Raw genomic sequence first — 23,401 nt, forward strand, 5'->3', positions numbered from 1 at the left:
GCTACACCCCCGATTCGGTGTGGGACACCACCGACAGGGAGGGGGGCCGGACGGGAGGCTTGACGGTATGACGAGCACCGCACCGCACTCCGCCACTCCGCCGCACGGGCGGCCCGGCCCCGGAGGTGTTTCCGGGGGGCACGGGGGTCTTCCCGGAACCACCTCCGGGGGTGCGCTCCGCCCCGAGGAGACGCCCGAGGAGACGCCCGAGCAGGAGGGGACGCTGCCGGCCGGGAGCGGCCCCTGGTCGGTCCGCAGTGCCGGGTCCGGCCGCGGCCGGGCCGCACTGGAGCTGTACCAGCACGGCGAGTTGACCGACGTCCTGGTCGCCGCCCGGCTCACCCCGCAGCTGCTGCGCGGGGCGCGGTACTTCCCCTCCGCCGGGCGCCGCCGGCACGTGCTCGCCTGGGGCCGGCTGGCGGCCGACGGCGCCGCGCCGTCCGTGGTCTTCACCGGACGGCGGGCACTGCGCCGGGTGCGGTCGACGGCCGAGGTCGTCCCGGTGGCCGGGCGGTTCTGGTTCGCCTGGGCCGAGGGGCCGTTCGACGCGGTGCGGGTCGAACACCCGGCGGGCGGCGCGGCCGAGCGGCTGCCGCTGGAGCGGGTGCGGGACCAGGGGGCGAAGAAGTGAGCATCACCGCCGTCCTCGCCGCCCGTCCCGCCGCCCGTCCCGCCACTCGCCCCGCCTCCGGGTACGCCCTGCCCGCGCGCTGCGCCAAGCTGCCGGCCATGGCGGCCGTCACCCTGCTGCCCTGGCTCGGGGTCCTCGCCGTCTGCCACGAGACGCCGTGGGTCGTGCTCGACCTCGTCGAGTTCGCCGCCCTGCTCACCCTGGACGCGCTGCTGCGCCGGCGCGACGCCGGGGCGCTGTGGGCGGGCGCGGCGGTGGCCCTGCTGCTCACCGGGGACGCGCTCGCCGACATCGCCTGCGCCGGACCGGGCACCGCGATGCTCGCGGCCCTGGTCATGGCCTGCTGCGTCGAACTGCCGCTCGCCGCGGTGTGCCTGCTGCTCGGGCGGGAAGCCGCTCTGCTCCGCTACTGAGCCCTGGCGGGCAGCCGGTCCATCAGCGCGCGGGTCTCGTCGTCCAGCGGGGTGTACGTGATCATCCGCGTTCCCAGCTGCGGGCTGAGCCAGAAGTTGGTGTACTCGCAGCGCAACAGCCCCACGCCCGGCACCTGGAAGCGCTTGACGCCGTTGCCCGGCCGCATCACGTCGTGCCGCTGCCAGAGCTCCGCGAAGTCCGGCGAGGCCCGGAGCAGACGGGCCACCAGCGCCTTCCGGGCCGGATCCGAGCTGTGGTCCGCCATCGCCGCGCGGAACCGGGCCACCACGTTGAGGCGCTCGGTGCGGTAGTCGACCAGCACCTCCCGGAAGCGCGAGGGCGTGAACGCCATCCACATCAGGTTCCGGTCCCCGGGGGCCAGTTCTTCGAGGTCGCCGACGAAGGCGGTGTACGGGGCGTTGTAGGCCAGCACGTCGTAGCGGGAGTTGAGCACCATGGCCGGGAACGGCGCCAGCCGGTCCACCAGCAGCCGCACGCTCGGCGTCACCGAGGGGCACTCCCTCACCCGTACCGGGTCGTCCGCGCCGGCCAGGGTGAACAGGTGCGAGCGCTCGCTCGGGTCCAGCAGCAGCGCCCGGGCCACCGCGTCCAGCACCTGGGTGGACACCTGGATGTCCCGCCCCTGCTCCAGCCACGTGTACCAGGTCACACCGACCGCGGCGAGCTGCGCGACCTCTTCCCGGCGCAGCCCCGGCGTCCGGCGGCGGCCGGTCATCGGCAGGCCCACCTGCTCGGGCGCGAGGCGCTCGCGGCGGCTGCGCAGGAACGCGGCCAGCTCGTGCCGGCGGGCGTCGGCGGGGGTGGCCGGGCGCTGTCCGGCGGTGTGCGCGGCGTCGGCCGGACGGGCTTGCGCGGCCGGGGTCATCAGGCTCATGCTCCCCAGCATGGGGCACGCCGCAGCCTGTTGCCAGGTACTTCCTATACCTGGATAAGCAGACTCTGGTACCAGGGTAGGAAGCGGCGGATCGTATGACCCGTGACTCGACAACTCGCCGTCGCCCAGGCCCCGGTCCGGACCGCCCCCGCAACCCCTCCCGACACCCCCGCCCCCGGCACCCCCGCCCTCGGCACCCCCGCCCTCGGCACCGCCGGGCTGGTCACCGTGCTGCTCGGCGCCTTCCTGCCGATGCTCGACTTCTTCATCGTCAACGTCGCCCTGCCCACCATCGACCACGACCTGGCCGCCGGGCCCGCCGTCCTCGAACTGGTCGCCGCCGGATACGGCATCGCCTTCGCCGTCCTGCTCGTCCTCGGCGGGCGCCTCGGCGACATCTTCGGCCGCCGCCGGCTCTTCGTCGTCGGCGCCGCCGCCTTCGCCCTCACCTCGCTGGCCTGCGGCCTCGCCCCCGGCGCGTGGTCCCTGGTCGCCGCCCGGGCCGCCCAGGGCGCCTCGGCCGCGCTGCTGATCCCGCAGGTGCTCGGCACCATCACCGCCGCCACCGAGGGCGCCCGGCGCGGGCGCGCGCTCAGCGTCTACGGCGCGGTCGGCGGGATCTCGGTGGTGATCGGCCAGGTGCTCGGCGGAATGCTGGTCGCCGCCGACCTGTTCGGCACCGGCTGGCGCTCGATCTTCCTGCTGAACGTGCCGTTCGCGCTGCTCGCCGTGGTGCTCGCGGTCCGCTACGTCCCGGAGAGCAGGGCCGCCCGGGCCGCCCGGGTCGACGTCCCCGGCACCGTCCTGCTCACCGCCGCGCTGGTCTCCCTGCTCATCCCGCTGATGGAGGGCCGCGCCGCCGGCTGGCCGCTCTGGTCCTGGGTGCTGCTGGCGCTGTTCCCCGCCTTCGCCGCCGCCTTCGCCGTCGTCGAGCGCCGGGCCGAGCGGCGCGGGGACACCCCGCTGGTGCCGCCGTCCCTGCTGCGCATCCCGGAGATGCGGCGCGGACTCGGCATCGCGCTCCCCTACTTCGCGGGCTTCGGCGGCTTCATGTTCGTCATCGCCGTCGCCCTCCAGCAGGGCCTGCGGCTCGGTCCGGTCGCGGCCGGCTGGGCGCTCGTCCCGATGGCGGTCGGCTACTTCTCCGCCTCACTGGCCGGCCCCCGGCTGATCGGCCGCTGGGGCAGCCGGGTGCTCAGCGCCGGCGCCGTCGTCCAGGCGACCGGCCTGGCCGCCCTCGCCGTGACCGTGCTGGCCGACTGGGCGCACTTCTCCCCGCTGCGGATGGCCCCGGGCGTCGCCCTCGCGGGCATCGGACAGGGCCTGATCGGCACCCCGCTGTTCCGGGTCGTCCTCGCCAAGGTGCCCGCCGCCCGGGCCGGCGTCGGCAGCGGCGTCCTCGCCACCGGCCAGCAGTCCAGCCTCGCCCTCGGCGTCGCCACCCTCGGCAGCCTCTACCTCTCGCTCTCCCCCAGCCTCGGCATGGACCGCGCGCTCGCCCTCTGCCTGGGCATCCAGCTCCTCGGCTCCTTCACCATCCTCTACCTGACCACCCGCCTCCCCCGCTCCATCGGCTGACCGCCGGGGGCTTCGGGCCCCGGCGGCGGCGACAGCGGTGAACGGCGAACGGCCTCGCGATCGGAACGTCCGGTCACGGGGCCGTCGGCGTTCCCACGGGGCTTCAGCCTCCGGGCCGGGTCGGGCTTCAGCCTCCGGACCGGTCAAGCCGGTCGAGCCAGTCGCCGACCAGGGCACGGACGGCGTCGGCGGTCTCGACCTGGGGGTTGTGGCCGACCCCGTCGAGGACGGTGGCGGCCATCCGGGGGTAGTGGTCGAGCAGGGCGAGCTGGTCGCGCCAGCCGACCAGGGCGTCCTGCCGGGTGGTGACCAGGAGGTGGGGGCCTCGGTGCCGCGGGGCGCGGTGCTCGGGCCAGTGCGGCAGCAGGAAGTCGGCTTCGAGTTCGGCGGCGGCCGCCTGGTCGTGGGCCTGCCGGCCGGGCCGGATGAACCGCTCGAAGCCCTCCCAACTCGCCTTCGTGTGACGGGCCATGACGTACCGGAAGACCTCGCTGTCGGCGGCCGGGAGGCCGGCGAGGAAGTCCTCGTCGCGCTCGACCACGGTCTCCTCGGGCAGCGCCCGGTCCGCACCCCAGCGCACCACCGGCACCAGCAGCGCCGAGCCCAGCACCTGCTCGCCGTACCGCGCGGTCACCGCCCGGGCCAGCTGGCCGCCGAAGGACTGCCCGACCACGGCGAACGGCCGCCCGCCCACACGGGCGTCGATCCACCCGAAGACGGCCTCGGCCAGCGCGCTCGCGGAGGTCGGGCCCGGCAGCCGGGGGCTGCCGCCGTGACCGGGGAGGTCGAGGTAGAGGCGCTGCCAGCCGGGGCGGTCGGCGAAGACGGGTTCGAGTGGGAGCAGGACGCGGTGGTCGACGGTGTAGCCGTGGATCAGGACGATCGGGGTGCCGTCGCCGAGGGCGGTGTGGTGGATCGCGGCGTCGGTCGTTCCGGTCGCGGTGGTCGCGTCGGCTGTGGCGGTCGCTTCGGTCGCGTCGGTTGTGGTGGTCGCTTCGGTCATGGCACCAGCGTCCGACCGTGACACCGGTGGCAAGGTCAAGTGGCGGAATCGGACAGCCGGGCCGGGCCCGGGCCGGACGGCCGGTCAGGCGAGGCTCTTGACCACGTCCAGGTACTCCCGGATGGCGTCCCGGTTGCGTGTCAGGCACTGGATCCGGCGGGTCATCCGGTCCGTCTCGCACTCCAGGGTGGCGAGCATCTCCGGTGTGGCGTCGGTGAAGTGGATCGTCCGCGGGGCGTCCAGGCAGGGCAGGATCTGCTTGATGATCCTGGTCGGCAGCCCCGCCTCCAGCAGCCCGCGGATCTGCAGGACCCGGTCCACGAGACGGTCGTCGTACGTGCGGTAGCCGTTCGCCTCGCGGCTCGCCGTGATCAGTCCCTGCTGCTCGTAGTAGCGCAGCAGGCGCGGGGTGGTGTCCGTCAGCCGGGAGAGTTCGCCGATGCGCATGTGTGACCACCCTCACTCCGGGTCGGTGCCGCCCCGACTGGACCCTGACACGGATGTCAACGATAGACCATCGCCTCCATGTCCACTTCCGAACTCCGCACTTCAGAAGGGTCGGTGGCCCCTGCGCCCCGGCCGCCCCGACTCCCCTGGCCCGCCCTGCTGGCCATGAGCACCGGCGGGTTCGTCACCGTCATGACCGAGGCCCTGCCCGCCGGAGTACTGCCCGCGATGAGCGCCGATCTCGGCGTCGGCCAGTCCGCCGCCGGGCAGTCCGTCACGCTCTACGCGGTCGGCTCCATCGCGGCCGCCATCCCGCTGACCGCCGTGACCGGACACCTGCCCCGCAAACCCCTGCTGGTGGTCGCCGTGGCCGGCTTCGCCGTGGCCAACGCGATCACCGCCGTCTCACCGAGCTATCCGCTCACCATGGCCGCCCGGTTCGCGGCGGGCCTGGTCGCCGGACTGCTCTGGGCACTGCTGGCCGGATACGCCCGGACCATCGTCGCGCCCGAGCAGCGCGGCCGGGCGATGGCCGTCGCCATGACCGGCTCGACGGTCGCCCTGTCGGTGGGCGTGCCCGCCGGCACCCTGCTCTCCGGCCTGGTCGGCTGGCGGTTCACCTTCGGGTTGATGAGCGTGGTCGCGGTGGCGCTGACCGGCTGGATGCTGCTCGTGCTGCCGCGACTGCCCGGACGGACCGACCGGGCCGGCACCCCCGTGCGGCAGGTGCTGCGGATGCCGGGCGTGGCCGTCGTCCTGGGCGTCACGGCGACCTTCGTGCTCGCCCACAACATCCTCTACACGTACGTCGCCGCACTGCTGGAGCCGCTGGGGCTCGACGGCCGCACGGACACCGTCCTGCTGGTCATCGGGCTGTCCTCGTTGGTGAGCATCTTCGGCACCGGCGTCCTGATCGACCGGTACCTGCGCCCCCTGACCATCGCCTCCTGCGTCCTCGTCGCGGTCGCGACCGTGCTCCTCGCCGCCGCCCTGCTCGGCTCGACCGGCTGGTTCGCCTACGCCGCCGCCGCGATCTGGGGCCTCGGCTTCGGCGGCGCCGCCACCCTCCTGCAGACCGCCGTCGCCGACGCGGGCGGCCCGGCCGGGGACATCGCCCAGTCGCTGCTGGTCACCTGCTGGAACCTCGGCATCGCGGCCGCCGGGCTGGCGGGCGGCCTGCTCCTGGACCACGCCGGACCGACCGCGCTGCCCTGGTCCGCCCTCGTCCTGCTGGCCGCCGCCCTGGCCATCACTCTCGGCGGGCGCCGGCACGGGTTCCCCGGGCGGCGGTGACCGCTCTTCCGGGTGGGGTCGGGGCCGATGCCGGAAAGCCCCCGCCGCACCGGTCAGCTCCGACAAGGCACGTGCGACTTCCGAACTCCCGTGAGATAAAGGTGGGACGCACTCGAACCGGGGGAAGGTGACGGCATGGGTCTCGTCATGGTGTTCCTGTTCGTACTCGTCGGCACGGTCGTCGGCGCCACGGCCTTCCTGGCGTTCCGGGAACGCGCCCGGCGGAGCCGGTTCGACGGCACCGAGGGGCTGCTGATCGAACAGCAGCGGACCGCCCAGGCCGCGCGCATGCGGGCGACGTACTCCAGCGTGTCCGTCCACCACGGGAACGGTGTGCTGGGCGACGAGGGGAACCACTACCGCTCCTGACCGCTCCTCACCGCTCGGCCCGTCCGGGCGGCCGGCTGCCCGGCCACCCGGTCCGCCCGGCTCGGCTACCCGGTCAGCGGCACAGGGCCGCGTCCACGACGTCCTCGACGTGCCGGGTGCCGCCCTCGCCGGCCGGGATGGTGGTCACCGCGATGTTCACGGCACGCCCGTCGTCGGTGGCCCCGCCCCGGGTCTCGTAGCCCGGGATGTCGCCGCCGTGCCCCCAGTAGACCCCGCCGCAGGACAGCGGCCGGCTGAAGATGCCCAGCCCGGAGGCCATCCCGGTGTCCCCGACCGGCACGGTGGTGCGCATCTGGGCGAGCTGGGCCGCGGGCAGCAGCCGGCCGCCCAGCAGGGCGGTGAAGAAGCGGTTGAGGTCCGAGTTGGTGGAGATCATCTGCCCGGCCGCCCAGCCCGCCGAGGGGTCCAGCTCCGTGAAGTCGGCCGGCTTCCCGGTGGCGGGGTCCACGTGGTAGCCGTGGGGGTGGGCCTCCCGGATCGTCCGGTCGCCCACGGCCGGGAAGTAGGTGTGCCGTAGCCCGAGGCTCCGGACGATCCGCCGGTCGATCTCCTCGGCGAGCGGCCGGCCGGTCACCCGCTGGACGATCAGGCCGGCCAGCACGTAATTGGTGCTGCTGTAGGCGAACTTCGTCCCGGGCGCGAACTCGGGCCGCCGGCCGAGGGCCATGTCCAGCAGCTCCCTGGGCTCGAAGTACCTTTCACGGATGGCGGCTTCGTCCACCTGCCCCTCGTAGTCGGGCAGGCCGCTGGTGTGCTGGAGGAGCTGGCGGACGGTGATGCCGCGCCCGTCGATGCCCGCGCCGCGGACCAGCCCGGGGAGGTAGGTGTCGACCGAGGCGTCGAGATCGATCTTCCCCTCCCCGACCAGCTGGAGCACGACGACGGCGGTGAAGGTCTTGGTGTTGCTGCCGATCCGCACCTGTCCGTCGACGGGGACCTTGGCGCCGGTGGCCAGGTCGCCGACTCCGGCCGTGTAGTCACGGGTCCGCCCCTGCCCGTCCCGGACGGCGGCGAGCGCGGCCGGCGCCCCGTCCTTCCGCACCAGCGCGTTCAGCCCCTGCTGCACGGCGTCCGGCGCGGAGGCGGACGCGGACGCCGGCCCGGCTGCGGACGCCACGGCCGACGGTGCCGACACCCCGGCGGCCGCGGCGGCCACGGCGGTCGAGAGCGTGAGGGCGAGTGCCATGTGGCGGATGCGCGAACGACGCACGAGTCAACTCCGGTGGAATCGTGGGGGGCAGGAAACCCCCTGGTCACGATCGCCAGTCTGGTCGGGCGAGGGGCGGCCGGCCTCCCCCGATCGAGGGAGCGTCCTCCCCTCCGGTGTCAGGGCCGTCCCGGGCCGCGCAGCGGCAGCGTCCGGCTGTAGACGACGCTCGTGGTGGTGCTGCCGAAGCCGGCCAGCTCGTCCACGAGGGTCTCCAGGTGTTCCATGGAGGTCGCCGCCACCTTCAGGGTGTAGCAGTCGTCGCCGGTGGTGCGCAGGCACTCCAGGATCTCCCGCCGCTCGGCGAGCAGCCGGCGCAGCGGCTCGTGCCGGTTGCCGGGATACTTCAGCCGGACGACGGCGAGCACCGGATAGCCGACCTTCGCCAGGTCCACCACCGCGCGGTAGCCGGTGATGACGCCCAGCGACTCCAGGTTCCGCACCCGTTCCGTGGTCGCCGACGGGCTGAGGTTCACCCGCCTCCCCAGTTCGCTGAGGGAGACCCGGGCCTCCCGCTGCAACTGCTCGATGATCGCCCAGTCGGTGTCGTCAAGATTCACGGCCATGGCGCGAATCTACCGGGAGATCCACGGCGGTGGGCCGTGAGGAACGGGAAGACTCCGTTCCGTCCGCCATGATCACGGGGATAGCCTCGGCACCATGCGACTTGGCGTCAACGTACCGAACTTCGGGCCGGGAACCGGTCCCGGCGTGCTGCGCGCACGGGCCCGGACCGCGCGGCGGGCCTGGCAGGACCTCACCACCGCGGCCGACCGGCGGAAGGAGGCAGCGGCGTGATCACCGAAGCCGACGAGGCCCTGCTGCGCCGCGCCATCGCCCTCGCCACCCGAGCGATCGCCCTGGGCGACGCCCCGTACGGTTCCCTGCTGGCCGGCCCCGACGGCGAGATCCTCGCCGAGGCCCACAACACCGTGCACCGCGACAACGACATCACGGCCCACCCCGAGCTGAAGCTCGCCCGCTGGGCCGCCCGCGAACTCGACCCGGACACGGCCGCCCGCACCACCCTCTACACCAGCTGCCAGCCGTGCGGCATGTGCGGCGGAGCCATCGTCCGATCCGGCATCGGCCGGGTCGTCCACGCGCTGTCGACGGAGCAACTCATCGAGCTCAACCCCGAGTCGGGCGCCTGGCCGACGGTTCCCGAGGAGGGGCCGGCCCTGCCCGGGGAAGCCCGCGCCCCGATCACGGCCTACTACCGGCGGAGCTGAACGCCGCCCCGGGAAAAACAGTTGGTCCGGCTCCACCGCGAGTCCGACAATCACGGGATGACCGACGACCGGAACGAATTCCACCGGCGCCGCGCGGCCCGGATGTCCTGCGAGCGCTTCCTCTCCGCCGACCGCATCCTCAGCGTCCGCGAACGCCTCGCCCAACTCGCCGCCCTGGACGGCCTGGACGTCTGCCCCGACTTCTACGGCAGCGACGGGCCGGTGCGACAGCTGGAGGAGCGGACCGCCGCCCTGCTCGGCAAGGAGGACGCGGTCTTCTTCCCCACCGGGACGATGGCCCAGCAGGTCGCCCTGCGCCACCACGCCGAGCGGACCGGCAACACGGCCGTCGCCCTGCACCCGCTCAGCCACCTCGAACGCCACGAGCGCCACGCGTACACCCAGCTCACCGGCCTGCGCGGACTCTGGCCCACCACCGGGCGGCGCCAGCCGACGCCCGAGGAACTCGGCGCGCTCGGCGAGCCGTTCGGCACCCTGACGGTCGAACTCCCGCTGCGCGACCCGGGCTATCTGCTCCCCACCTGGGACGAGCTGACGGCCCTCGTCGCCGCCGCCCGCGAGGCCGGTGCCCGGGTGCACTTCGACGGCGCCCGGCTCTGGAACACCACGGTCCACTTCGGCCGGCCGCTCGACGAGATCGCCGCCCTCGCCGACAGCGTCTACGTCTCCTACTACAAGGACCTCGGCGGCATCAACGGAGCCGCCCTCGCCGGCGACGCCGCCCTCGTCGCGAACGCCCGCACCTGGCGCCACCGCTACGGCGGCCGGCTCTTCCAGCAGTGGCCCGCCGCCCTCGCCGCCCTCCACGGCCTGGACACCGTCCTGCCCCGCCTGCCCGCGTACACCCGCCACGCCACGGCCACCCTCGCCCCCGCCCTGGCCGCCCTCCCCGGCGCCCGCCTGTACCCGGCCGCGCCACCCACCCACGAGTTCCAGCTCTGGCTGCCGCACCCGGCCGAGGCGCTGAACGCCGCCCACCTGGCCCTCGCGGAGGAGGAAGGCGTCTGGTTCGTCTCCCACTGGGAGGACGCCGCCCCCGGCCTCGCCGTGGCCGAGGTCAGCCTCACCGAGCCGGCCCAGGCGTGGACGGCGGCGGAGGTGCGCGAGGTCGGCCTGCGGTTCCTGGAGCTGGCCGCCAAGGGCTGATCCCGCGCGGCACCCCGGCCAGGGCTGCGCGGACCAGGTCGGCGACGTCGGGGACGTCGAGCCCGAGTCGTCATGGAAGTTGTCGATGACGCCCGCCTGGATCGAGTTTCCGCCGACCGTACTGCCGCTCAACTCGTCGCGGAAGCCGCTCCGTTCCATCCCCGCCCTCCCGAAGTACCGATCCGCGTGCGGAAATCCCAGGAGCCGGGTCACCGACACGAGGGCGATATGCCGCGAACGGTTAGCGGAGACGAGACCCTTCATGTCAGACTGACGATATGAGCGAGATGCACGTGGGGGAGCCGGCCGCCGTCCGCAGTCGCGAGGAGCTGGCCGCGATGATGGCCGACGGGGTGCGGCCGAAGTGGGTGATGTTCTGGGGGCACACCGAACGCAAGGGCGGCGGGACCAGGCAGGAGTGCCTGAGCCAGTGGTGGCCCGGCGGGTTCACCGTCGACGGGGTCACCTACCCGACCGCCGAGCACTGGATGATGGCCGGCAAGGCCCGGATGTTCGGCGACGAGGAGATCGTGCGGCAGGTGCTGGCCGCCCGGACGCCCGCCGAGGCGAAGAAACTGGGCCGGCTGGTCAAGGACTTCGACGGCGACACCTGGGAGGCCGGCCGCTTCGAGCTGGTGGTGGCGGGCAACGTCGCGAAGTTCGGCCAGGACGAGACGCTGCGCTCCTACCTGCTGGGCACCGGCGAGCGGGTGCTGGTCGAGGCCAGCCCACTGGACCGGATCTGGGGCATCGGGCTCGCCGCCGACGACATCCGCTCCCAACAGCCCACCGAGTGGCGCGGGTTGAACCTGCTCGGCTTCGCCCTGATGGAAGCGCGGGCGCGACTGGGCGCATGACCACGATCGCTCCGCTGCCGGACGGGCCGGCGGTGGACTCGGCCGCGGCCGCACGAGGCGACCCCCTCCGGAGCGCGACCGGCGCACTTCTCGCAACGGCCGCCGTCTGCGCGCTCCTTGACATCACCCGGACACGGTTGGTCGTGCACTCTTAACTCTCACGCCACATACTGACGCGAGGATGTCACGCAGTCAGGGTCCGGATGGACAGGTTGGGGTGATCATGCGCATGCGGCCGACGGCACAACCCTCAGGCCAGCAGCCGGAAGGCGAGCAGCAGGCCGCCGAACTCCGCGCGGAACTGGACGAGTTACTCCGCGCGAGCCGCTACGCGAGCCAACGTGAACGGCGCCTGGACGAAGCGATCCGGGCCACCCCGGGCCGCCAGCGCCCGGACGGGGATCTGCTGCGCCAGCTCGCCCAGGCCCGCACCCTCCGCGAGGGACTGGGCGCCCGCTGCCTCCAACTCAGCGACCAGCTGGAGGCGTTGGAGAGCGCCATCAGGAACGGGCAGCAGCCGCCACCACTCCCGCGGCAGGAAGCACCCCCGCAGCAGCGGCAAGCGCCCCCACAGCCACGGCAGGCACGGCAGCAGCACACCCCACCCCCGCCCGTCCGCCCCGACATCGGCGCCCTGACCGAACGGATCACCGCCCTCCACCGGGCCGGCGCCCTCGCCGAGGCCACCGGGATGATCGACACGGCCGCCGCCCGCCTCGCCCCCGCCGACGCCGCGCTGCTGGTCGGCATGCTGGCCAGGTACGGGCCGGCCGGCGCCTCCCTCCACCTGGCCCGCCGCGTCGCCCGGTCGGTGCCCGACCACTCCGTCGTCGTGCTCGCCGAACTGCGCGAACTGGGCCTGGTGGAGGAGGCGGCCGAGGTGTTCCACGCCTTCTGGGGCTACCCGGCCTCCGCCGTCCCGGGTCTGCTCTCCGCCCTGGAGCGGGCCGGGCTGACCGCCGACAGCGCGACCCTGCTCTGGGAGTGGGGCTCGGCGCCGATGCCCGAGCTGACCTCGCTCGCCGCCTGCCTCCAGCAGCACGGCCGCGCCGAGGACGTCCGGACCCTGCTGCGCCAGGCCGCCGGCCGTTCCACCGACGACATCGCCGCTCTCGCGGCCGGCCTGCCGCCCGCCCTCGCCACCCTCCTGCTGGGCGAGCTGGCGGTGCTGCGCCCGCCGGTCGAGGTCGTCCGGCTGGCCACCGCCCTGGACGGCGCCGGCAGCACCGAGCTGTACGGGCGGCTGCTGGCCGCGATGCTCGCCGACGAGGCGCGCCACCGCACCACCCTCGCCACCCTTCGCACCGCGGGACTCCCGACCCGCCCGCCCGCCGCCCCGCGCTCCCGCTGGGGCCGGAGGTAGCGCCCCCGCCCCAGCCCCGTAACCCCGTAACCCCGGAGCCCCGTAACCCCGGAGCCCCGGAGACGGCGAAGAGCCCCCGCCCGCCCCAGCGGGGCGGACGAGGGCTCTCCCCCGGGCGGGAACCCGCCCGGACAGACCTCAGGCAGCCGATCAGCAGCCGATCAGGCGCGCACCCAGGTACGCCTTGACCTGGTCCAGCGAGACGCGCTCCTGCGACATGGTGTCGCGGTCGCGAACGGTCACCGCGTTGTCCTCAAGGGTGTCGAAGTCGACCGTGACGCAGAACGGCGTGCCGATCTCGTCCTGGCGGCGGTAGCGCTTGCCGATCGCACCGGCGTCGTCGAACTCGACGTTCCACGCGGTGCGCAGGTCGGCGGCCAGGCCGCGGGCCTTCGGGGACAGGTCGGCGTTGCGCGACAGCGGCAGGACGGCGACCTTGACCGGGGCCAGGCGCGGGTCGAGCCGCATGCCGACGCGCTTCTCCATGACGCCCTTGGCGTTCGGCGCCTCGTCCTCGAAGTAGGCGTCGATCAGGAAGGCCAGCATGGCGCGGTTGAGGCCCGCCGCCGGCTCGATGACGTACGGGAAGTACCGCTCGCCGGACTCCTGGTCGAAGTACTTCAGGTCCTGGCCGGAGGCCTCGCTGTGCACCCGCAGGTCGTAGTCCGTGCGGTTGGCGACGCCCTCCAGCTCGGAGAACTCGGAGCCGCCGAAGTTGAAGCGGTACTCGATGTCCACGGTGCGCTTGGCGTAGTGGGAGAGCTTCTCCTTCGGGTGCTCGAAGAAGCGCATGTTCTCGGTGCGCAGGCCGAGGCCGACGTACCAGTCCCAGCGCTGCTGGAGCCAGTACTCGTGCCACTGCTCGTCCTCGCCCGGCTTGACGAAGAACTCCATCTCCATCTGCTCGAACTCGCGGGTCCGGAAGATGAAGTTGCCGGGGGTGATCTCGTTGCGGAAGCTCTTGCCGGTCTGGGCGATGCCGAACGGCGGCTTCTTGCGCGAAGTGGTCTGGACGGCCTTGAAGTTGGTGAAGATGCCCTGGGCGGTCTCCGGGCGCAGGAACGCCAGGCCGCTCGCCTCCTCGGTGACACCGAGGTGGGTCTTCAGCATGCCCGAGAAGTCCTTGGGCTCGGTGAACTGGCCCTTGGTGCCGCAGTCGGGGCAGTTCACGTCCTTGAGGCCGTTCGGCGGCGGGAAGCCGTGCTTGGCCTCGTACTTCTCCTCCAGGTGGTCGGCCCGGTGGCGCTTGTGGCAGGAGAGGCACTCGGTCAGCGGGTCGTTGAAGGTGGCGACGTGGCCGGAGGCCTCCCACACCTCGCGCGCGAGGATGACCGACGAGTCGAGTCCGACGACGTCCTCACGGGCCTGGACCATCGCGCGCCACCACTGGCGCTTGATGTTCTCCTTGAGCTCGACGCCCAGCGGCCCGTAGTCCCAGGCGGCACGCGTACCACCGTAGATCTCGCTGCAGGGGTAGACGAAGCCACGGCGCTTGCTCAGGCTGACGATCGTGTCGATCTTGTCGGCGGCCACAGTGCTCTCTTCAGTACGTACGGCACGGTCAGGGCACGGCTGGTTACGCGTACCCGAATACCTCAGGTTACCGGCCAGACGGGTACGTGATTCAAATCGGTATCGCCCGGCCGCCCCCACTCTCCGCCACCTGCCGTTCACCCATTCGAGTGAGTTGACAATCATTTCCATCTGAGATGAGAATGATTGTCATGATGATCGGACTGCCTCGACTCGGACTCACCCGCCGGACCCGTACCTCCATAGCCCTCGGCACCACCGCCCTCGCCGCCTCCCTCGTGCTCACGGCCTGCGGAGGCAGCAGCAGCGCCGACAGCGGCAGCGGCAAGCTGAAGGTCGTCGCGTCCTTCTACCCGATGGAGTTCCTGGCCCAGCAGATCGGCAAGGAGCACGTCGCGGTCACCGACCTCACGGCGGCCGGCGTCGAGCCGCACGACCTGGAACTCACCGCCAAGCAGGTCGGCACGATCCAGAAGGCCGACGCGATCATCTACCTCAAGGGCCTCCAGCCCACCGTCGACCAGGCCGTCGCCCAGTCGTCCAGCAAGCACAAGATCGACGCCACCGCCGCCGGCCCGCTGGTCGACCACCACCTCGACGAAGGCACCGACGACGCCGGAGCCGACGGACACAAGCACGAGGACCCGGCCGGCGACCCGCACATCTGGCTCGACCCGACCCGCTACGCGGCGATCGCCAACAGCGTCGGCGACGAGTTCTCCAAGGCCGACCCGGCCCACGCCGAGGACTACCGGAAGAACACCGACGAGCTGGTCACCAGGCTCACCGCGCTCGACCAGGAGTTCCGCACCGGGCTGAAGGACACCAGGACCAAGACCTTCGTCACCAGCCACGCCGCCTTCGGCTACCTCGCCGACCACTACGGCCTCACCCAGGTCGCCATCAACGGCGTCGACCCGGAGTCCGAGCCCACCCCGGCCCGCCTCGCCGCCGTGCAGAAGGCCGCCAAGGACAACGGCGTCACCACGGTCTTCTTCGAGACCCTGGTCAGCCCCAAGCTCGCCGACACCGTCGCCAAGGACCTCGGCCTCAAGACCGCCGTCCTGGACCCGCTGGAGGGCGTCAAGGACCCCGCCAAGGACGACTACCTGACCGTCATGCGGCAGAACCTGGCCAACCTCCGGGCCGCCCTCGGCGCCCCCGCCGCGGCCACCCCCGCCACGGCCGAAGCCACCACCGGCGCCGCGACCGACGCCGCCACCCCCGCCCCCGCGAACTGACGGGAACCCGCACCATGACCGACCCGATACCCCCGGCCGTCCGCCTCCGTGACGCCGTCGCCTCGCGCGGCGGCCGGCCGGTGCTGCGCGGCGTCGACCTCACCGTCCGTCCCGGCGAAGTGGTCGCCCTGCTGGGAGCCAACGGCTCCGGCAAGTCGACCACCGTCAAGGCCGTGATCGGCTCCGTCCCGCTGGAGCGGGGCACCCTGGAGCTGTTCGGCACCCCCTACGGCTCCTTCCGCGCCTGGCACCGCATCGGGTACGTCCCCCAGCGCACCACCGCCGCCTCCGGCGTCCCCGCCACGGTGCGCGAGGTGGTCTCCACCGGACGGCTGCCGCAGCACCGGCTGCTGCCCTTCCGCCGCAAGGACCGCGACGCGGTGGACCGCGCGCTGGCCGCCGTCGGCATGCTGGAACGGGCCGCGGACGGCGTGGCCGACCTCTCCGGCGGCCAGCAGCAGCGGGTGCTGATCGCCCGCGCGCTGGTCGGCTCCCCCGACCTGCTGATCATGGACGAGCCGATGGCCGGCGTGGACGCCACCAGCCAGCAGGTGCTCGCCGACACCCTGCGCGCCGAGGTCGCCCGCGGCGCCTCCGTCCTCCTCGTCCTGCACGAACTCGGACCGCTGGAACCGCTGATCGACCGCGCCGTGGTGCTGCGGGACGGCTGCGTCGCCCACGACGGCCCGCCCGTGCCCAACACCGGCCTGCACGCGCTGCCCGGCCACGACCACGTCCACCCGCACGCCGATCTGACCCCGCCGAGGCTGCTCGCATGACCGAGATGCTGTCCTACGACTTCATGCAGCGCGCCCTGCTCGCCGCCGTCCTGGTCGGGATCACCGCTCCGGCCGTCGGCATCTACCTGGTGCAGCGCCGCCAGGCCCTGATGGGCGACGGCATGGGCCACGTCGCGATGACCGGCGTCGGCCTCGGCTTCATCTTCCAGACCAGCCCGGTCTGGATGGCCGTCCTGGTCTGCGTGCTCGGCGCCGTCACCATGGAGCTGGTCCGCTCGCGCGGCAACCAGCGCGGCGACATCGCCCTCGCGATGCTCTTCTACGGCGGCATGGCCTGCGGCAAGCTGCTGGTCTCGATGTCCGCCCAGGCCGGGGCCGGCTCGCTGGAGAGCTACCTGTGGGGCTCGATCCTCACCGTCGCCCCCGCCGACCTGGTCACCATCGCGGTGCTCGGCGCCGTGGTCATCGCGGTCACGATCGGCCTGCGCCGCCAGCTCTTCGCGATCTGCCAGGACGAGGACTTCGCCCGGGTCACCGGCATTCCGGTGCGCACCCTCAACCTGCTGCTCGCGGTGATGGCCGCGGTCACCGTCACGGTCGCCATGCGGGTGGTCGGGCTGCTGCTGGTCAGCGCCCTGATGGTGGTCCCGGTGGTCGCCGCCCAGCAGCTCACCCGGTCCTTCGCCGCCACCCAGGCCGCCTCGATCGCCCTCGGCGTGATCGTCGCGCTGGCCGGGGTCACCGGCTCCTACCAGCTCGACGTGCCCTCCGGCCCGGCCATCGTGCTGCTCGCCATCGCGGTCTTCGCGGTGTTCAGCCTGCTCGCCGCACCGCTCGCCCGACGGCGCCACCGCGGCGCGGCCGAGCACGGCCCCAAGGTCTGCGACGTCGAACTGCCGGAACGGGCGGTCTCCGAACCGTCCGACACGACCACCCCTGAGCGGCGGGCCGGGCTGGCACAATGATGTGCGAGACGCCCACGACCCCAGGAGGACCCACGGTGACCACCGCAGGCCCGTCGCCGCGCGCCCGCTCGACCCGGCAGCGTGCCGCCGTCTCGGCGGCCCTGGACGAGATCGCGGACTTCCGCAGCGCACAGGAGCTCCACGACCTGCTCAAGCACCGCGGGGACTCCGTGGGTCTGACCACGGTCTACCGCACGCTCCAGTCGCTCGCGGACGCCGGTGAGGTGGACGTGCTGCGCACCGCCGACGGCGAGGCGGTCTACCGCCGGTGCAGCAGCGGGCACCACCACCACCTGGTGTGCCGGCACTGCGGCGCCACCGTCGAGGTGGAGGGCCCCGCGGTGGAGCGCTGGGCCAACTCGGTCGCCGCCGAGCACGGGTTCAGCGACATCGCGCACACCCTGGAGATCTTCGGGACCTGCGCGGAGTGCGCCAAGAAGATCTGAGTCCGACGACGAGGAGGACCCACCGGACGTTTCCCGGTGGGTCCTCCTCGTGGCGCCGTGCGCCGGTGCGGTCCTCGGCGGTACGGCCTCAGCGCGGCGACGGCAGCGGCGCGCCGGACGCGCCGACCTCGTTCGGGATCGCCCCGCCGAAGCGCCGGTCGCGCATCGCGTACTGCTCGCAGGCACGCCACAGGTCACGGCGGTCGAAGTCCGGCCAGAGCACGTCCTGGAACACGAACTCGGCGTAAGCGGACTGCCAGAGCAGGAAGTTGGAGGTGCGCTGCTCGCCGCTGGGGCGCAGGAACAGGTCCACGTCCGGCATGTCCGGGTGGTACATGTACTTGGCGAGGGTCTTCTCGGTGACCTTCTTCGGGTCCAGCTTCCCGAGCGCGACGTCCTGGGCGAGCGCCTGCGCCGCGTCGGCGAGTTCGGCCCGGCCGCCGTAGTTGACGCACATGTAGAGCGTGACGGCGTCGTTGTCCCTGGTCTGCTCCTCGGCGACCTGGAGCTCCTGGACGACGCTCTTCCACAGCTTGGGCATCCGGCCCGCCCAGCGGATGCGCACGCCCATCGCGTCCATCTCGTCGCGGCGGCGGCGGATGACGTCCCGGTTGAAGTTCATCAGGAACTTCACCTCGTCGGGCGAGCGCTTCCAGTTCTCGGTGGAGAACGCGTACAGCGAGATGTTCTTGACCCCGAGCTCGATGGCGCCCTTGAGGACGTCCAGCACCACGGACTCGCCGACCTTGTGGCCCTCGGTGCGGGGCAGGCCGCGTTCCTTGGCCCAACGGCCGTTGCCGTCCATCACGATGGCGACGTGCTCGGGCACCAGCTCACCGGGGATCTTCGGGGGCTCGGCGCCGCTGGGGTGCGGGGTGGGGGGGACGTACGTCCTCTGCTTGCCGCCGCCGAAGAGCCGTCGCGCTGCCATGTGCTCACTTCTCCACGTATCTCATCGAGCGGATGCCCCGCTCCAGGTGCCACTGCAGGTAGGCCGCGACCAGGCCGCTGCCCTCCCGCCAGTACCGCGGCTCGCAGGCGTCGGCCGTCTGCCAGTCCCCTGACAGCAGCGCCCCGAGCAGTACCAGTGTCTCAGGGGAGGGTACGGCACATCCGGGCACTCGGCAGTCGCCGCAGAGCACCCCGCCCGCGGGGAGGGAGAAGAAACGGTTCGGCCCGTCCAGACCGCATTTGGCGCAGTCGGTGAAGCTCGCGCCGTACCCGTTCACCGCGAGTGAGCGCAGCAGGAAGGCGTCCAGCACCAGGTGCGACTCGTGCAGCCCGGCCGCCAGCGTGCGCAGCGCGCCCACCAGCAGCAGGTACTGCTGGACGGCCGGCTCGCCCTCGTTCTCGGCGAACCGCTCGGCGGTCTCCAGCATCGCGGTACCGGCGGTGTACCGGCCGTAGTCGGTGACGATCGGGCCGCCGTACGGCGCGATGGTCTCCACCTGGGTGCAGAGCGGCAACCCGCGGCCGACCAGCTCACTCCCCCGGCTGAAGAACTGCACGTCCACGTGCGAGAACGGCTCCAGGCGGGCGCCGAACTTGGACTTGGTCTTCCGCACCCCGCGCGCGACCGCCCGCACCTTGCCGTGCTGGCGGGTCAACAGGGTGATGATCCGATCGGCCTCGCCGAGCTTCTGCGCCCGCAGCACGACGCCGTCGTCCCGGAAAAGACTCATGGGGACCATTCTCCCCCACCCTCCCGCCGGACAGCCGTGTTGCCCGCACCGGGGCCGTGGGGGGGGGACCACTGCGGTGCGGGTCACGGCGGGTCCGGGTGGGGAGGCCGGACCCGTTGTGGGGGAATCGGAGGTGGTCTGCGGATCTTCGGACGTACGGAACCGAGCGGGTGGGCCACTCGTCGGGCGGACCTACTTGTACGGCGTCCTGGTCGCCGCCTCCAGCAGCGCGCCGACCCGGGCCTGCGGCAGGTCCAGGCAGCACCCGACCGCGGCCAGCGCCTCGCGCTCCTGCGGCAGGTAGCGGCCGTCGGCCAGGGCGATCGCCGCGCCCTGCAGCAGCAGGCGCTCGCGGCCGGCGTGGGCCAGGTGCGGGGTGAGCGGTTCGAGCACCGCGTGCAGTTCCACGGCCAGGCCGCCGGACATCCCGTGGGCGTCGTAGAGCTCGCCGCCGAGCCCGGAGAGCGCGGCGAGCGCGGCCAGCACCTGGGCCTCGCCGCAGTCCTCGAACCCGGCCTCGCGCACCGTGGTGCAGGCCGCCTCGCGGGCCGCCCGGTGCGCGGTGCCGCCGGCCGCGAGCAGGGCCAGCGCGATGGTGTACTGGGCGTCCCGGAGCATCGAGCCGAGGCGCACGCTGGTGGGCTGCTCCAGGCTCTCCACGCCGTACCGGCCGTGGCAGCTGGTGCACTGGACGCTGCCGATCACCGGGCCGAGCGGGAGCACCGGGGTGCCCAGCAACCGCAGCCACCGCCGGCCGTGCTGCCGGCGGTAGTTGCGGTCCCCGCCACAGCCCGGGCAGAAGAAGTCACCGAGAACGTCAGTCCGCCATCTCGGGCGAACACCCCACAACCTGGTCACGGCGCCACTCCCCAGACATGGCAGGCGGCCTGCTCGACAATGGGCAGGTCACGCGACCGGACACCGAGCCGTCCCACCGACCCGGTTCTCCGGTGGGTCGATGTTGCCACGGTTACCGGCACGTGTCAGTACCTCGAACGGCTTCCGATTCGAAAAAATGTGGCGCAGGCCACAATCCCCCGCTGACGCGGCGAAGGGCCGCCCCGCGGGACGGCCCTTCGCATACCACCCGTTCGAATTAGCCGCGCTGTGAGCGGTTGACGGCGCTGATCATCGCCTTCAGCGAGGCCAGCACGGTGTTGCCGTCGATGCCGACGCCCCACAGCACCTTGCCGTCCACCGCGCACTCCACGTACGCGGCGGCCTGGGCGTCGCCGCCCTCGCTCAGCGCGTGCTCCGCGTAGTCCAGGACGCGTACGTCCACGCCGATCCGGGCCAGCGCGTCGGCGAAGGCCGAGACCGGGCCGTTGCCGGTACCGGCCAGGGTCATCGACGCGCCGTCGACCAGGGCCTCGGCGGTCAGCGCGTCCCGGCCGTCCTCGGTGGTCAGGGTGCGCGAACCGCTCAGCGAGATCCGGCCCCACGGGTTGTCGGTGGTCGGCAGGTACTCGTCCTCGAAGACCCGCCAGATCTCGGCCGGGCTGACCTCGCCGCCCTCGGCGTCGGTCTTGGCCTGGATGATCCGGGAGAACTCGATCTGCATCCGGCGCGGCAGGTCCAGCTTGTGGTCGTTCTTCAGCACGTACGCCACGCCGCCCTTGCCGGACTGGCTGTTGACCCGGATGACCGCCTCGTAGGTGCGGCCGACGTCCTTCGGGTCGATCGGCAGGTACGGCACGCCCCAGGTGTGCTCCGCCACCGGCACGCCCGCGGCCGCGGCGTCCGCCTCCAGGACGTCGAAGCCCTTCTTGATGGCGTCCTGGTGCGAGCCGGAGAAGGAGGTGTACACCAGGTCGCCGGCGTACGGGTGGCGCGGGTGCACCTCCATCTGGTTGCAGTACTCGGCGGTGCGGCGCACCTCGTCGATGTCGGAGAAGTCGATCTGCGGGTCGATGCCCTGCGAGAACAGGTTCATCCCCAGCGTCACCAGGTCGACGTTGCCGGTCCGCTCGCCCTGCCCGAACAGGCAGCCCTCGATCCGGTCCGCGCCCGCCATGTAGGACAGCTCGGCGGAGGCGACGGCGGTGCCCCGGTCGTTGTGCGGGTGCACCGACAGGCAGACGAACTCCCGGCGGGACAGGTTGCGCGACATCCACTCGAACTGGTCGGCCTGGACGTTCGGGGTGGCCCGCTCGACCGTGGCCGGCAGGTTCAGGATGATCTCGCGGCCCTCGCCCGGCTGCCAGACGTCCATGACCGCCTCGCAGACCTCCAGCGCGAAGTCCAGCTCGGTGTCGACGAAGATCTCCGGCGAGTACTGGTACCCGAAGACGGTGTCGTCGCCCAGCAGCTTGTCCGCGTACTCCATCACCAGCCGGGTGCCCTCGGTGGCGATCGCCTTGGTGGCCGCCCGGTCGTTGCGGAACACCACCCGGCGGAACAGCGGCGCGGTCGCGTTGTACAGGTGGACGGTCGCCCGCGGGGCGCCGACCAGCGACTCCACGGTCTTCTCGATCAGCTCCTCGCGGGCCTGGGTCAGCACCGAGATGGTGACGTCCTCGGGGATCGCCCCCTCCTCGATCAGCGACCGCACGAAGGCGTGGTCGGTGGCGCCGGAGGAGGGGAAGCCGACCTCGATCTCCTTGTAGCCCATCTTCACCAGCAGGTCGAACATCATCCGCTTGCGGGCCGGGGACATCGGGTCGATCAGCGCCTGGTTGCCGTCCCGCAGGTCGGTGGAGAGCCAGCGCGGCGCCTTGGTGATCACGTTGCCCGGCCAGGTGCGGTCCGGCAGGTCGACCGTGCCGAACGGCAGGTAGCGCCCGTACCGCATGCCGGAGGGCCGCTGGCGCACCGAGGCGGCGGTGATCGGGGTGGGGCGGTCGACGAACGGGCGGCCGGCGGGGGCGGACACGGCGGAGATCTGCTCGGTCATGGAGGTGACTCGGCTTCCTGTGATGCGTGGTGCGGGCGGGTCGGGGGTGGTCAACACCTGGTCAACACCGACTGGCCGGCCTCGGCTGCCACTCGCGATACACCGTCGGATCGTCGATCGCGCGCACAGCTCGTTCCCCGCGGCGAGGGTGCCGGCCCCAGTGGACTACAGGCCCTCGACGCGGCAGCTAAGAAGAAGCAGCCCGTTGCGCATGATGGCCCCAGCGTAACCCAGCCCCGCGCGCCCCCGAAGTGATCCGGGCTTCCGTTCCACTCCTTGAGACGACGGCCGGTCACGTCAAAGGTGGTGACAACCGGTCATCGAGGCCTCACCCTGGGCCACATGACTGCAGCCGTAGCGATCTGCACGATCGTCCCGCCGTACGTCCTGGACCGCCTCGCCGAGGCCGGTCACGAACCCGCCGTCCACTCCCTGGCCCTGGACGCCGCGCACCGCGCGGCCCGCCTCGCCCCGCCCCCGCCCGTCGCCGGCGCCCCCGGCCTCAACCGGGTGGTCTACGACAGCGGCCACGGCCAGCGACTGCCCGGCCGCACCGTGCGCACCGAGGGACAGCGCGCCTCCTCCGACGCCTCCGTCAACCACGCCTACGACGGCCTCGGCGCCACCTTCGCGCTCTACGCCGACGTCTTCGGCCGGCACTCGATCGACGACCGGAACCTGCGGCTGGACGCCAGCGTCCACTACGGCCGCAACTACGACAACGCCTTCTGGAACGGCCACCAGATGGTGTTCGGCGACGGCGACAACGTGGTGTTCGGCGACTTCACCGCCTGCGTCGACGTCATCGGCCACGAACTCACCCACGGCGTCACCCAGTTCACCGCCGGCCTGGACTACCAGGACCAGCCCGGCGCGCTCAACGAGTCGGTCTCCGACGTCTTCGGCTCGCTGGTCAAGCAGTACGCGCTGCACCAGGGCGCCGCCGACGCCGACTGGCTGATCGGCGCCGGACTGCTCGCCCCGCGCGTCCAGGGCGTGGCGCTGCGCTCGATGAAGGCGCCGGGCACCGCCTACGACGACCCGCAGCTGGGCAAGGACCCGCAGCCCGCGCACATGCGGGACTACGTGGACACCTCCCAGGACAACGGCGGGGTGCACATCAACTCCGGCATCCCCAACCACGCGTTCTACCTGCTGGCCACCGCGCTCGGCGGCTCGGCCTGGGAGCGCGCGGGGCGGATCTGGTACGACGCGCTGACCGGGGGCGCGCTGGCCGCCGACGCCGACTTCACCGCCTTCGCCCGGGCCACCGTGGCCGCCGCGAAGGCCCGCTTCCCCGACGACCGGTCGGTCGCGGACACCGTCACGGCCTCCTGGGCGCAGGTCGGGGTCAGCCCGGGGTGACGGGCCTCCCGACCGGCCTCCCGACCGGCTCCCGGGAGCTCCCGGGGCCCGGTCGGGAG

The 23,401-nt window shown here is 72.8% G+C and carries 25 protein-coding genes; 15 read left to right on the plus strand and 10 right to left on the minus strand.

Going from position 1 to position 23,401, the window contains the following annotated elements:
* The first annotated feature begins 67 nt into the window (after positions 1-67).
* Both ACFRAR_RS26400 and ACFRAR_RS26405 read left to right on the plus strand, forming a co-directional pair.
* Positions 68-631 carry a hypothetical protein gene (locus ACFRAR_RS26400; RefSeq protein ID WP_380700677.1) on the plus strand — a complete coding sequence of 188 codons (564 nt, stop codon included), beginning with the start codon at positions 68-70 and terminating at the stop codon, positions 629-631.
* On the plus strand, positions 628-1,044 hold the full coding sequence (locus tag ACFRAR_RS26405; RefSeq protein ID WP_380700678.1) for a hypothetical protein: 417 nt from the start codon (positions 628-630) through the stop codon (positions 1,042-1,044). The genes ACFRAR_RS26400 and ACFRAR_RS26405 overlap by 4 nt, the downstream gene beginning before the upstream one ends.
* On the opposite strand, the gene ACFRAR_RS26410 is transcribed toward ACFRAR_RS26405, so the two are convergent.
* Entirely contained in the window at positions 1,038-1,940 is a 903-nt protein-coding gene (locus ACFRAR_RS26410; RefSeq protein WP_380700679.1) for a helix-turn-helix transcriptional regulator, read from the minus strand. The two genes, ACFRAR_RS26405 and ACFRAR_RS26410, sit on opposite strands and share 7 nt — an antisense overlap.
* Before the next feature lie 102 nt (positions 1,941-2,042).
* Between ACFRAR_RS26410 and ACFRAR_RS26415 the strand changes: the two genes are divergently transcribed.
* Positions 2,043-3,518, plus strand: coding sequence for an MFS transporter (locus ACFRAR_RS26415; RefSeq protein WP_380700680.1), 1,476 nt, complete (start codon positions 2,043-2,045; stop codon positions 3,516-3,518).
* 127 nt (positions 3,519-3,645) lie between these two features.
* On the opposite strand, the gene ACFRAR_RS26420 is transcribed toward ACFRAR_RS26415, so the two are convergent.
* Together ACFRAR_RS26420 and ACFRAR_RS26425 are read right to left on the minus strand one after the other, a co-directional pair.
* Entirely contained in the window at positions 3,646-4,521 is an 876-nt protein-coding gene (locus ACFRAR_RS26420) for an alpha/beta fold hydrolase (protein ID WP_380700681.1), read from the minus strand.
* Between the two features lie 84 nt (positions 4,522-4,605).
* Positions 4,606-4,968, minus strand: coding sequence for a MerR family transcriptional regulator (locus tag ACFRAR_RS26425; protein WP_380700682.1), 363 nt, complete (start codon positions 4,966-4,968; stop codon positions 4,606-4,608).
* Positions 4,969-5,133: 165 nt separating this feature from the next.
* Between ACFRAR_RS26425 and ACFRAR_RS26430 the strand changes: the two genes are divergently transcribed.
* Both ACFRAR_RS26430 and ACFRAR_RS26435 read left to right on the plus strand, forming a co-directional pair.
* Positions 5,134-6,261: an MFS transporter gene (locus ACFRAR_RS26430; RefSeq protein WP_380700683.1), complete on the plus strand. Its 1,128-nt coding sequence runs from the start codon at positions 5,134-5,136 to the stop codon at positions 6,259-6,261.
* A 135-nt stretch (positions 6,262-6,396) separates the two neighbouring features.
* Positions 6,397-6,630 (plus strand): hypothetical protein, encoded by a 234-nt coding sequence (locus tag ACFRAR_RS26435; protein ID WP_380700684.1) that lies wholly within the window; start codon positions 6,397-6,399, stop codon positions 6,628-6,630.
* Between the two features lie 73 nt (positions 6,631-6,703).
* On the opposite strand, the gene ACFRAR_RS26440 is transcribed toward ACFRAR_RS26435, so the two are convergent.
* Together ACFRAR_RS26440 and ACFRAR_RS26445 are read right to left on the minus strand one after the other, a co-directional pair.
* The gene (locus ACFRAR_RS26440) at positions 6,704-7,837 is read right to left on the minus strand and encodes a serine hydrolase domain-containing protein (RefSeq protein WP_380700685.1); all 1,134 of its coding nucleotides are present in this window, start codon (positions 7,835-7,837) and stop codon (positions 6,704-6,706) included.
* Positions 7,838-7,977: 140 nt separating this feature from the next.
* Positions 7,978-8,424, minus strand: coding sequence for an Lrp/AsnC family transcriptional regulator (locus ACFRAR_RS26445; RefSeq protein WP_380700686.1), 447 nt, complete (start codon positions 8,422-8,424; stop codon positions 7,978-7,980).
* A 94-nt stretch (positions 8,425-8,518) separates the two neighbouring features.
* Here ACFRAR_RS26445 and ACFRAR_RS26450 point away from each other — a divergent pair, with 94 nt between their 5' ends.
* From ACFRAR_RS26450 to ACFRAR_RS26470, 5 genes are all read left to right on the plus strand, one after another.
* On the plus strand, positions 8,519-8,656 hold the full coding sequence (locus ACFRAR_RS26450) for a hypothetical protein (protein WP_380700687.1): 138 nt from the start codon (positions 8,519-8,521) through the stop codon (positions 8,654-8,656).
* Positions 8,653-9,090, plus strand: a complete 438-nt coding sequence (locus tag ACFRAR_RS26455) for a nucleoside deaminase (RefSeq protein ID WP_380700688.1) — start codon at positions 8,653-8,655, stop codon at positions 9,088-9,090. The genes ACFRAR_RS26450 and ACFRAR_RS26455 overlap by 4 nt, the downstream gene beginning before the upstream one ends.
* A 57-nt stretch (positions 9,091-9,147) precedes the next feature.
* A complete protein-coding gene (locus tag ACFRAR_RS26460; protein ID WP_380700689.1) occupies positions 9,148-10,257 on the plus strand; it encodes a threonine aldolase family protein in 1,110 nt (369 codons plus the stop codon).
* A 278-nt stretch (positions 10,258-10,535) separates the two neighbouring features.
* On the plus strand, positions 10,536-11,114 hold the full coding sequence (locus ACFRAR_RS26465) for an NADAR family protein (RefSeq protein WP_380700690.1): 579 nt from the start codon (positions 10,536-10,538) through the stop codon (positions 11,112-11,114).
* A 223-nt stretch (positions 11,115-11,337) separates the two neighbouring features.
* A complete protein-coding gene (locus tag ACFRAR_RS26470; protein ID WP_380700691.1) occupies positions 11,338-12,477 on the plus strand; it encodes a hypothetical protein in 1,140 nt (379 codons plus the stop codon).
* A 150-nt stretch (positions 12,478-12,627) separates the two neighbouring features.
* On the opposite strand, the gene ACFRAR_RS26475 is transcribed toward ACFRAR_RS26470, so the two are convergent.
* A complete protein-coding gene (locus ACFRAR_RS26475; RefSeq protein ID WP_030233601.1) occupies positions 12,628-14,010 on the minus strand; it encodes a glycine--tRNA ligase in 1,383 nt (460 codons plus the stop codon).
* A 191-nt stretch (positions 14,011-14,201) separates the two neighbouring features.
* On the opposite strand from ACFRAR_RS26475, the gene ACFRAR_RS26480 reads away from it, so the two are divergent.
* Genes ACFRAR_RS26480 through ACFRAR_RS26495 form a run of 4 tightly spaced genes read left to right on the plus strand, consistent with a single transcriptional unit; the run spans position 14,202 to position 17,402 of the window.
* Positions 14,202-15,251 carry a metal ABC transporter substrate-binding protein gene (locus ACFRAR_RS26480; protein ID WP_380700692.1) on the plus strand — a complete coding sequence of 350 codons (1,050 nt, stop codon included), beginning with the start codon at positions 14,202-14,204 and terminating at the stop codon, positions 15,249-15,251.
* Positions 15,252-15,265: 14 nt separating this feature from the next.
* Complete coding sequence (locus ACFRAR_RS26485; RefSeq protein ID WP_380700693.1) at positions 15,266-16,030, plus strand: metal ABC transporter ATP-binding protein; 765 nt, start codon at positions 15,266-15,268, stop codon at positions 16,028-16,030.
* Positions 16,027-16,956: a metal ABC transporter permease gene (locus tag ACFRAR_RS26490; RefSeq protein WP_380700694.1), complete on the plus strand. Its 930-nt coding sequence runs from the start codon at positions 16,027-16,029 to the stop codon at positions 16,954-16,956. The genes ACFRAR_RS26485 and ACFRAR_RS26490 overlap by 4 nt, the downstream gene beginning before the upstream one ends.
* A 35-nt stretch (positions 16,957-16,991) precedes the next feature.
* Positions 16,992-17,402: a Fur family transcriptional regulator gene (locus tag ACFRAR_RS26495; protein WP_380700695.1), complete on the plus strand. Its 411-nt coding sequence runs from the start codon at positions 16,992-16,994 to the stop codon at positions 17,400-17,402.
* Positions 17,403-17,490: 88 nt separating this feature from the next.
* Here the strand turns inward: ACFRAR_RS26495 and ACFRAR_RS26500 are convergent, their stop codons facing one another.
* The 4 genes from ACFRAR_RS26500 to leuA all read right to left on the minus strand — a co-directional run bounded on the left by ACFRAR_RS26500 (position 17,491) and on the right by leuA (position 21,977).
* The gene (locus ACFRAR_RS26500; RefSeq protein WP_380700696.1) at positions 17,491-18,333 is read right to left on the minus strand and encodes an isoprenyl transferase; all 843 of its coding nucleotides are present in this window, start codon (positions 18,331-18,333) and stop codon (positions 17,491-17,493) included.
* 4 nt (positions 18,334-18,337) lie between these two features.
* Positions 18,338-19,084, minus strand: a complete 747-nt coding sequence (gene recO, locus ACFRAR_RS26505; protein WP_380700697.1) for a DNA repair protein RecO — start codon at positions 19,082-19,084, stop codon at positions 18,338-18,340.
* A gap of 192 nt (positions 19,085-19,276) precedes the next feature.
* Positions 19,277-19,822: a TerB family tellurite resistance protein gene (locus ACFRAR_RS26510; RefSeq protein WP_380700698.1), complete on the minus strand. Its 546-nt coding sequence runs from the start codon at positions 19,820-19,822 to the stop codon at positions 19,277-19,279.
* A 358-nt stretch (positions 19,823-20,180) separates the two neighbouring features.
* Positions 20,181-21,977, minus strand: coding sequence for a 2-isopropylmalate synthase (gene leuA, locus ACFRAR_RS26515; protein WP_380700699.1), 1,797 nt, complete (start codon positions 21,975-21,977; stop codon positions 20,181-20,183).
* Between the two features lie 342 nt (positions 21,978-22,319).
* Between leuA and ACFRAR_RS26520 the strand changes: the two genes are divergently transcribed.
* Positions 22,320-23,342, plus strand: coding sequence for a M4 family metallopeptidase (locus tag ACFRAR_RS26520; protein ID WP_380700700.1), 1,023 nt, complete (start codon positions 22,320-22,322; stop codon positions 23,340-23,342).
* The last annotated feature ends 59 nt before the right edge of the window (positions 23,343-23,401 follow it).

It is taken from the genome of Kitasatospora sp. NPDC056651 (genome assembly GCF_042792155.1).
Taxonomy (GTDB): Bacteria; Actinomycetota; Actinomycetes; order Streptomycetales; family Streptomycetaceae; genus Kitasatospora.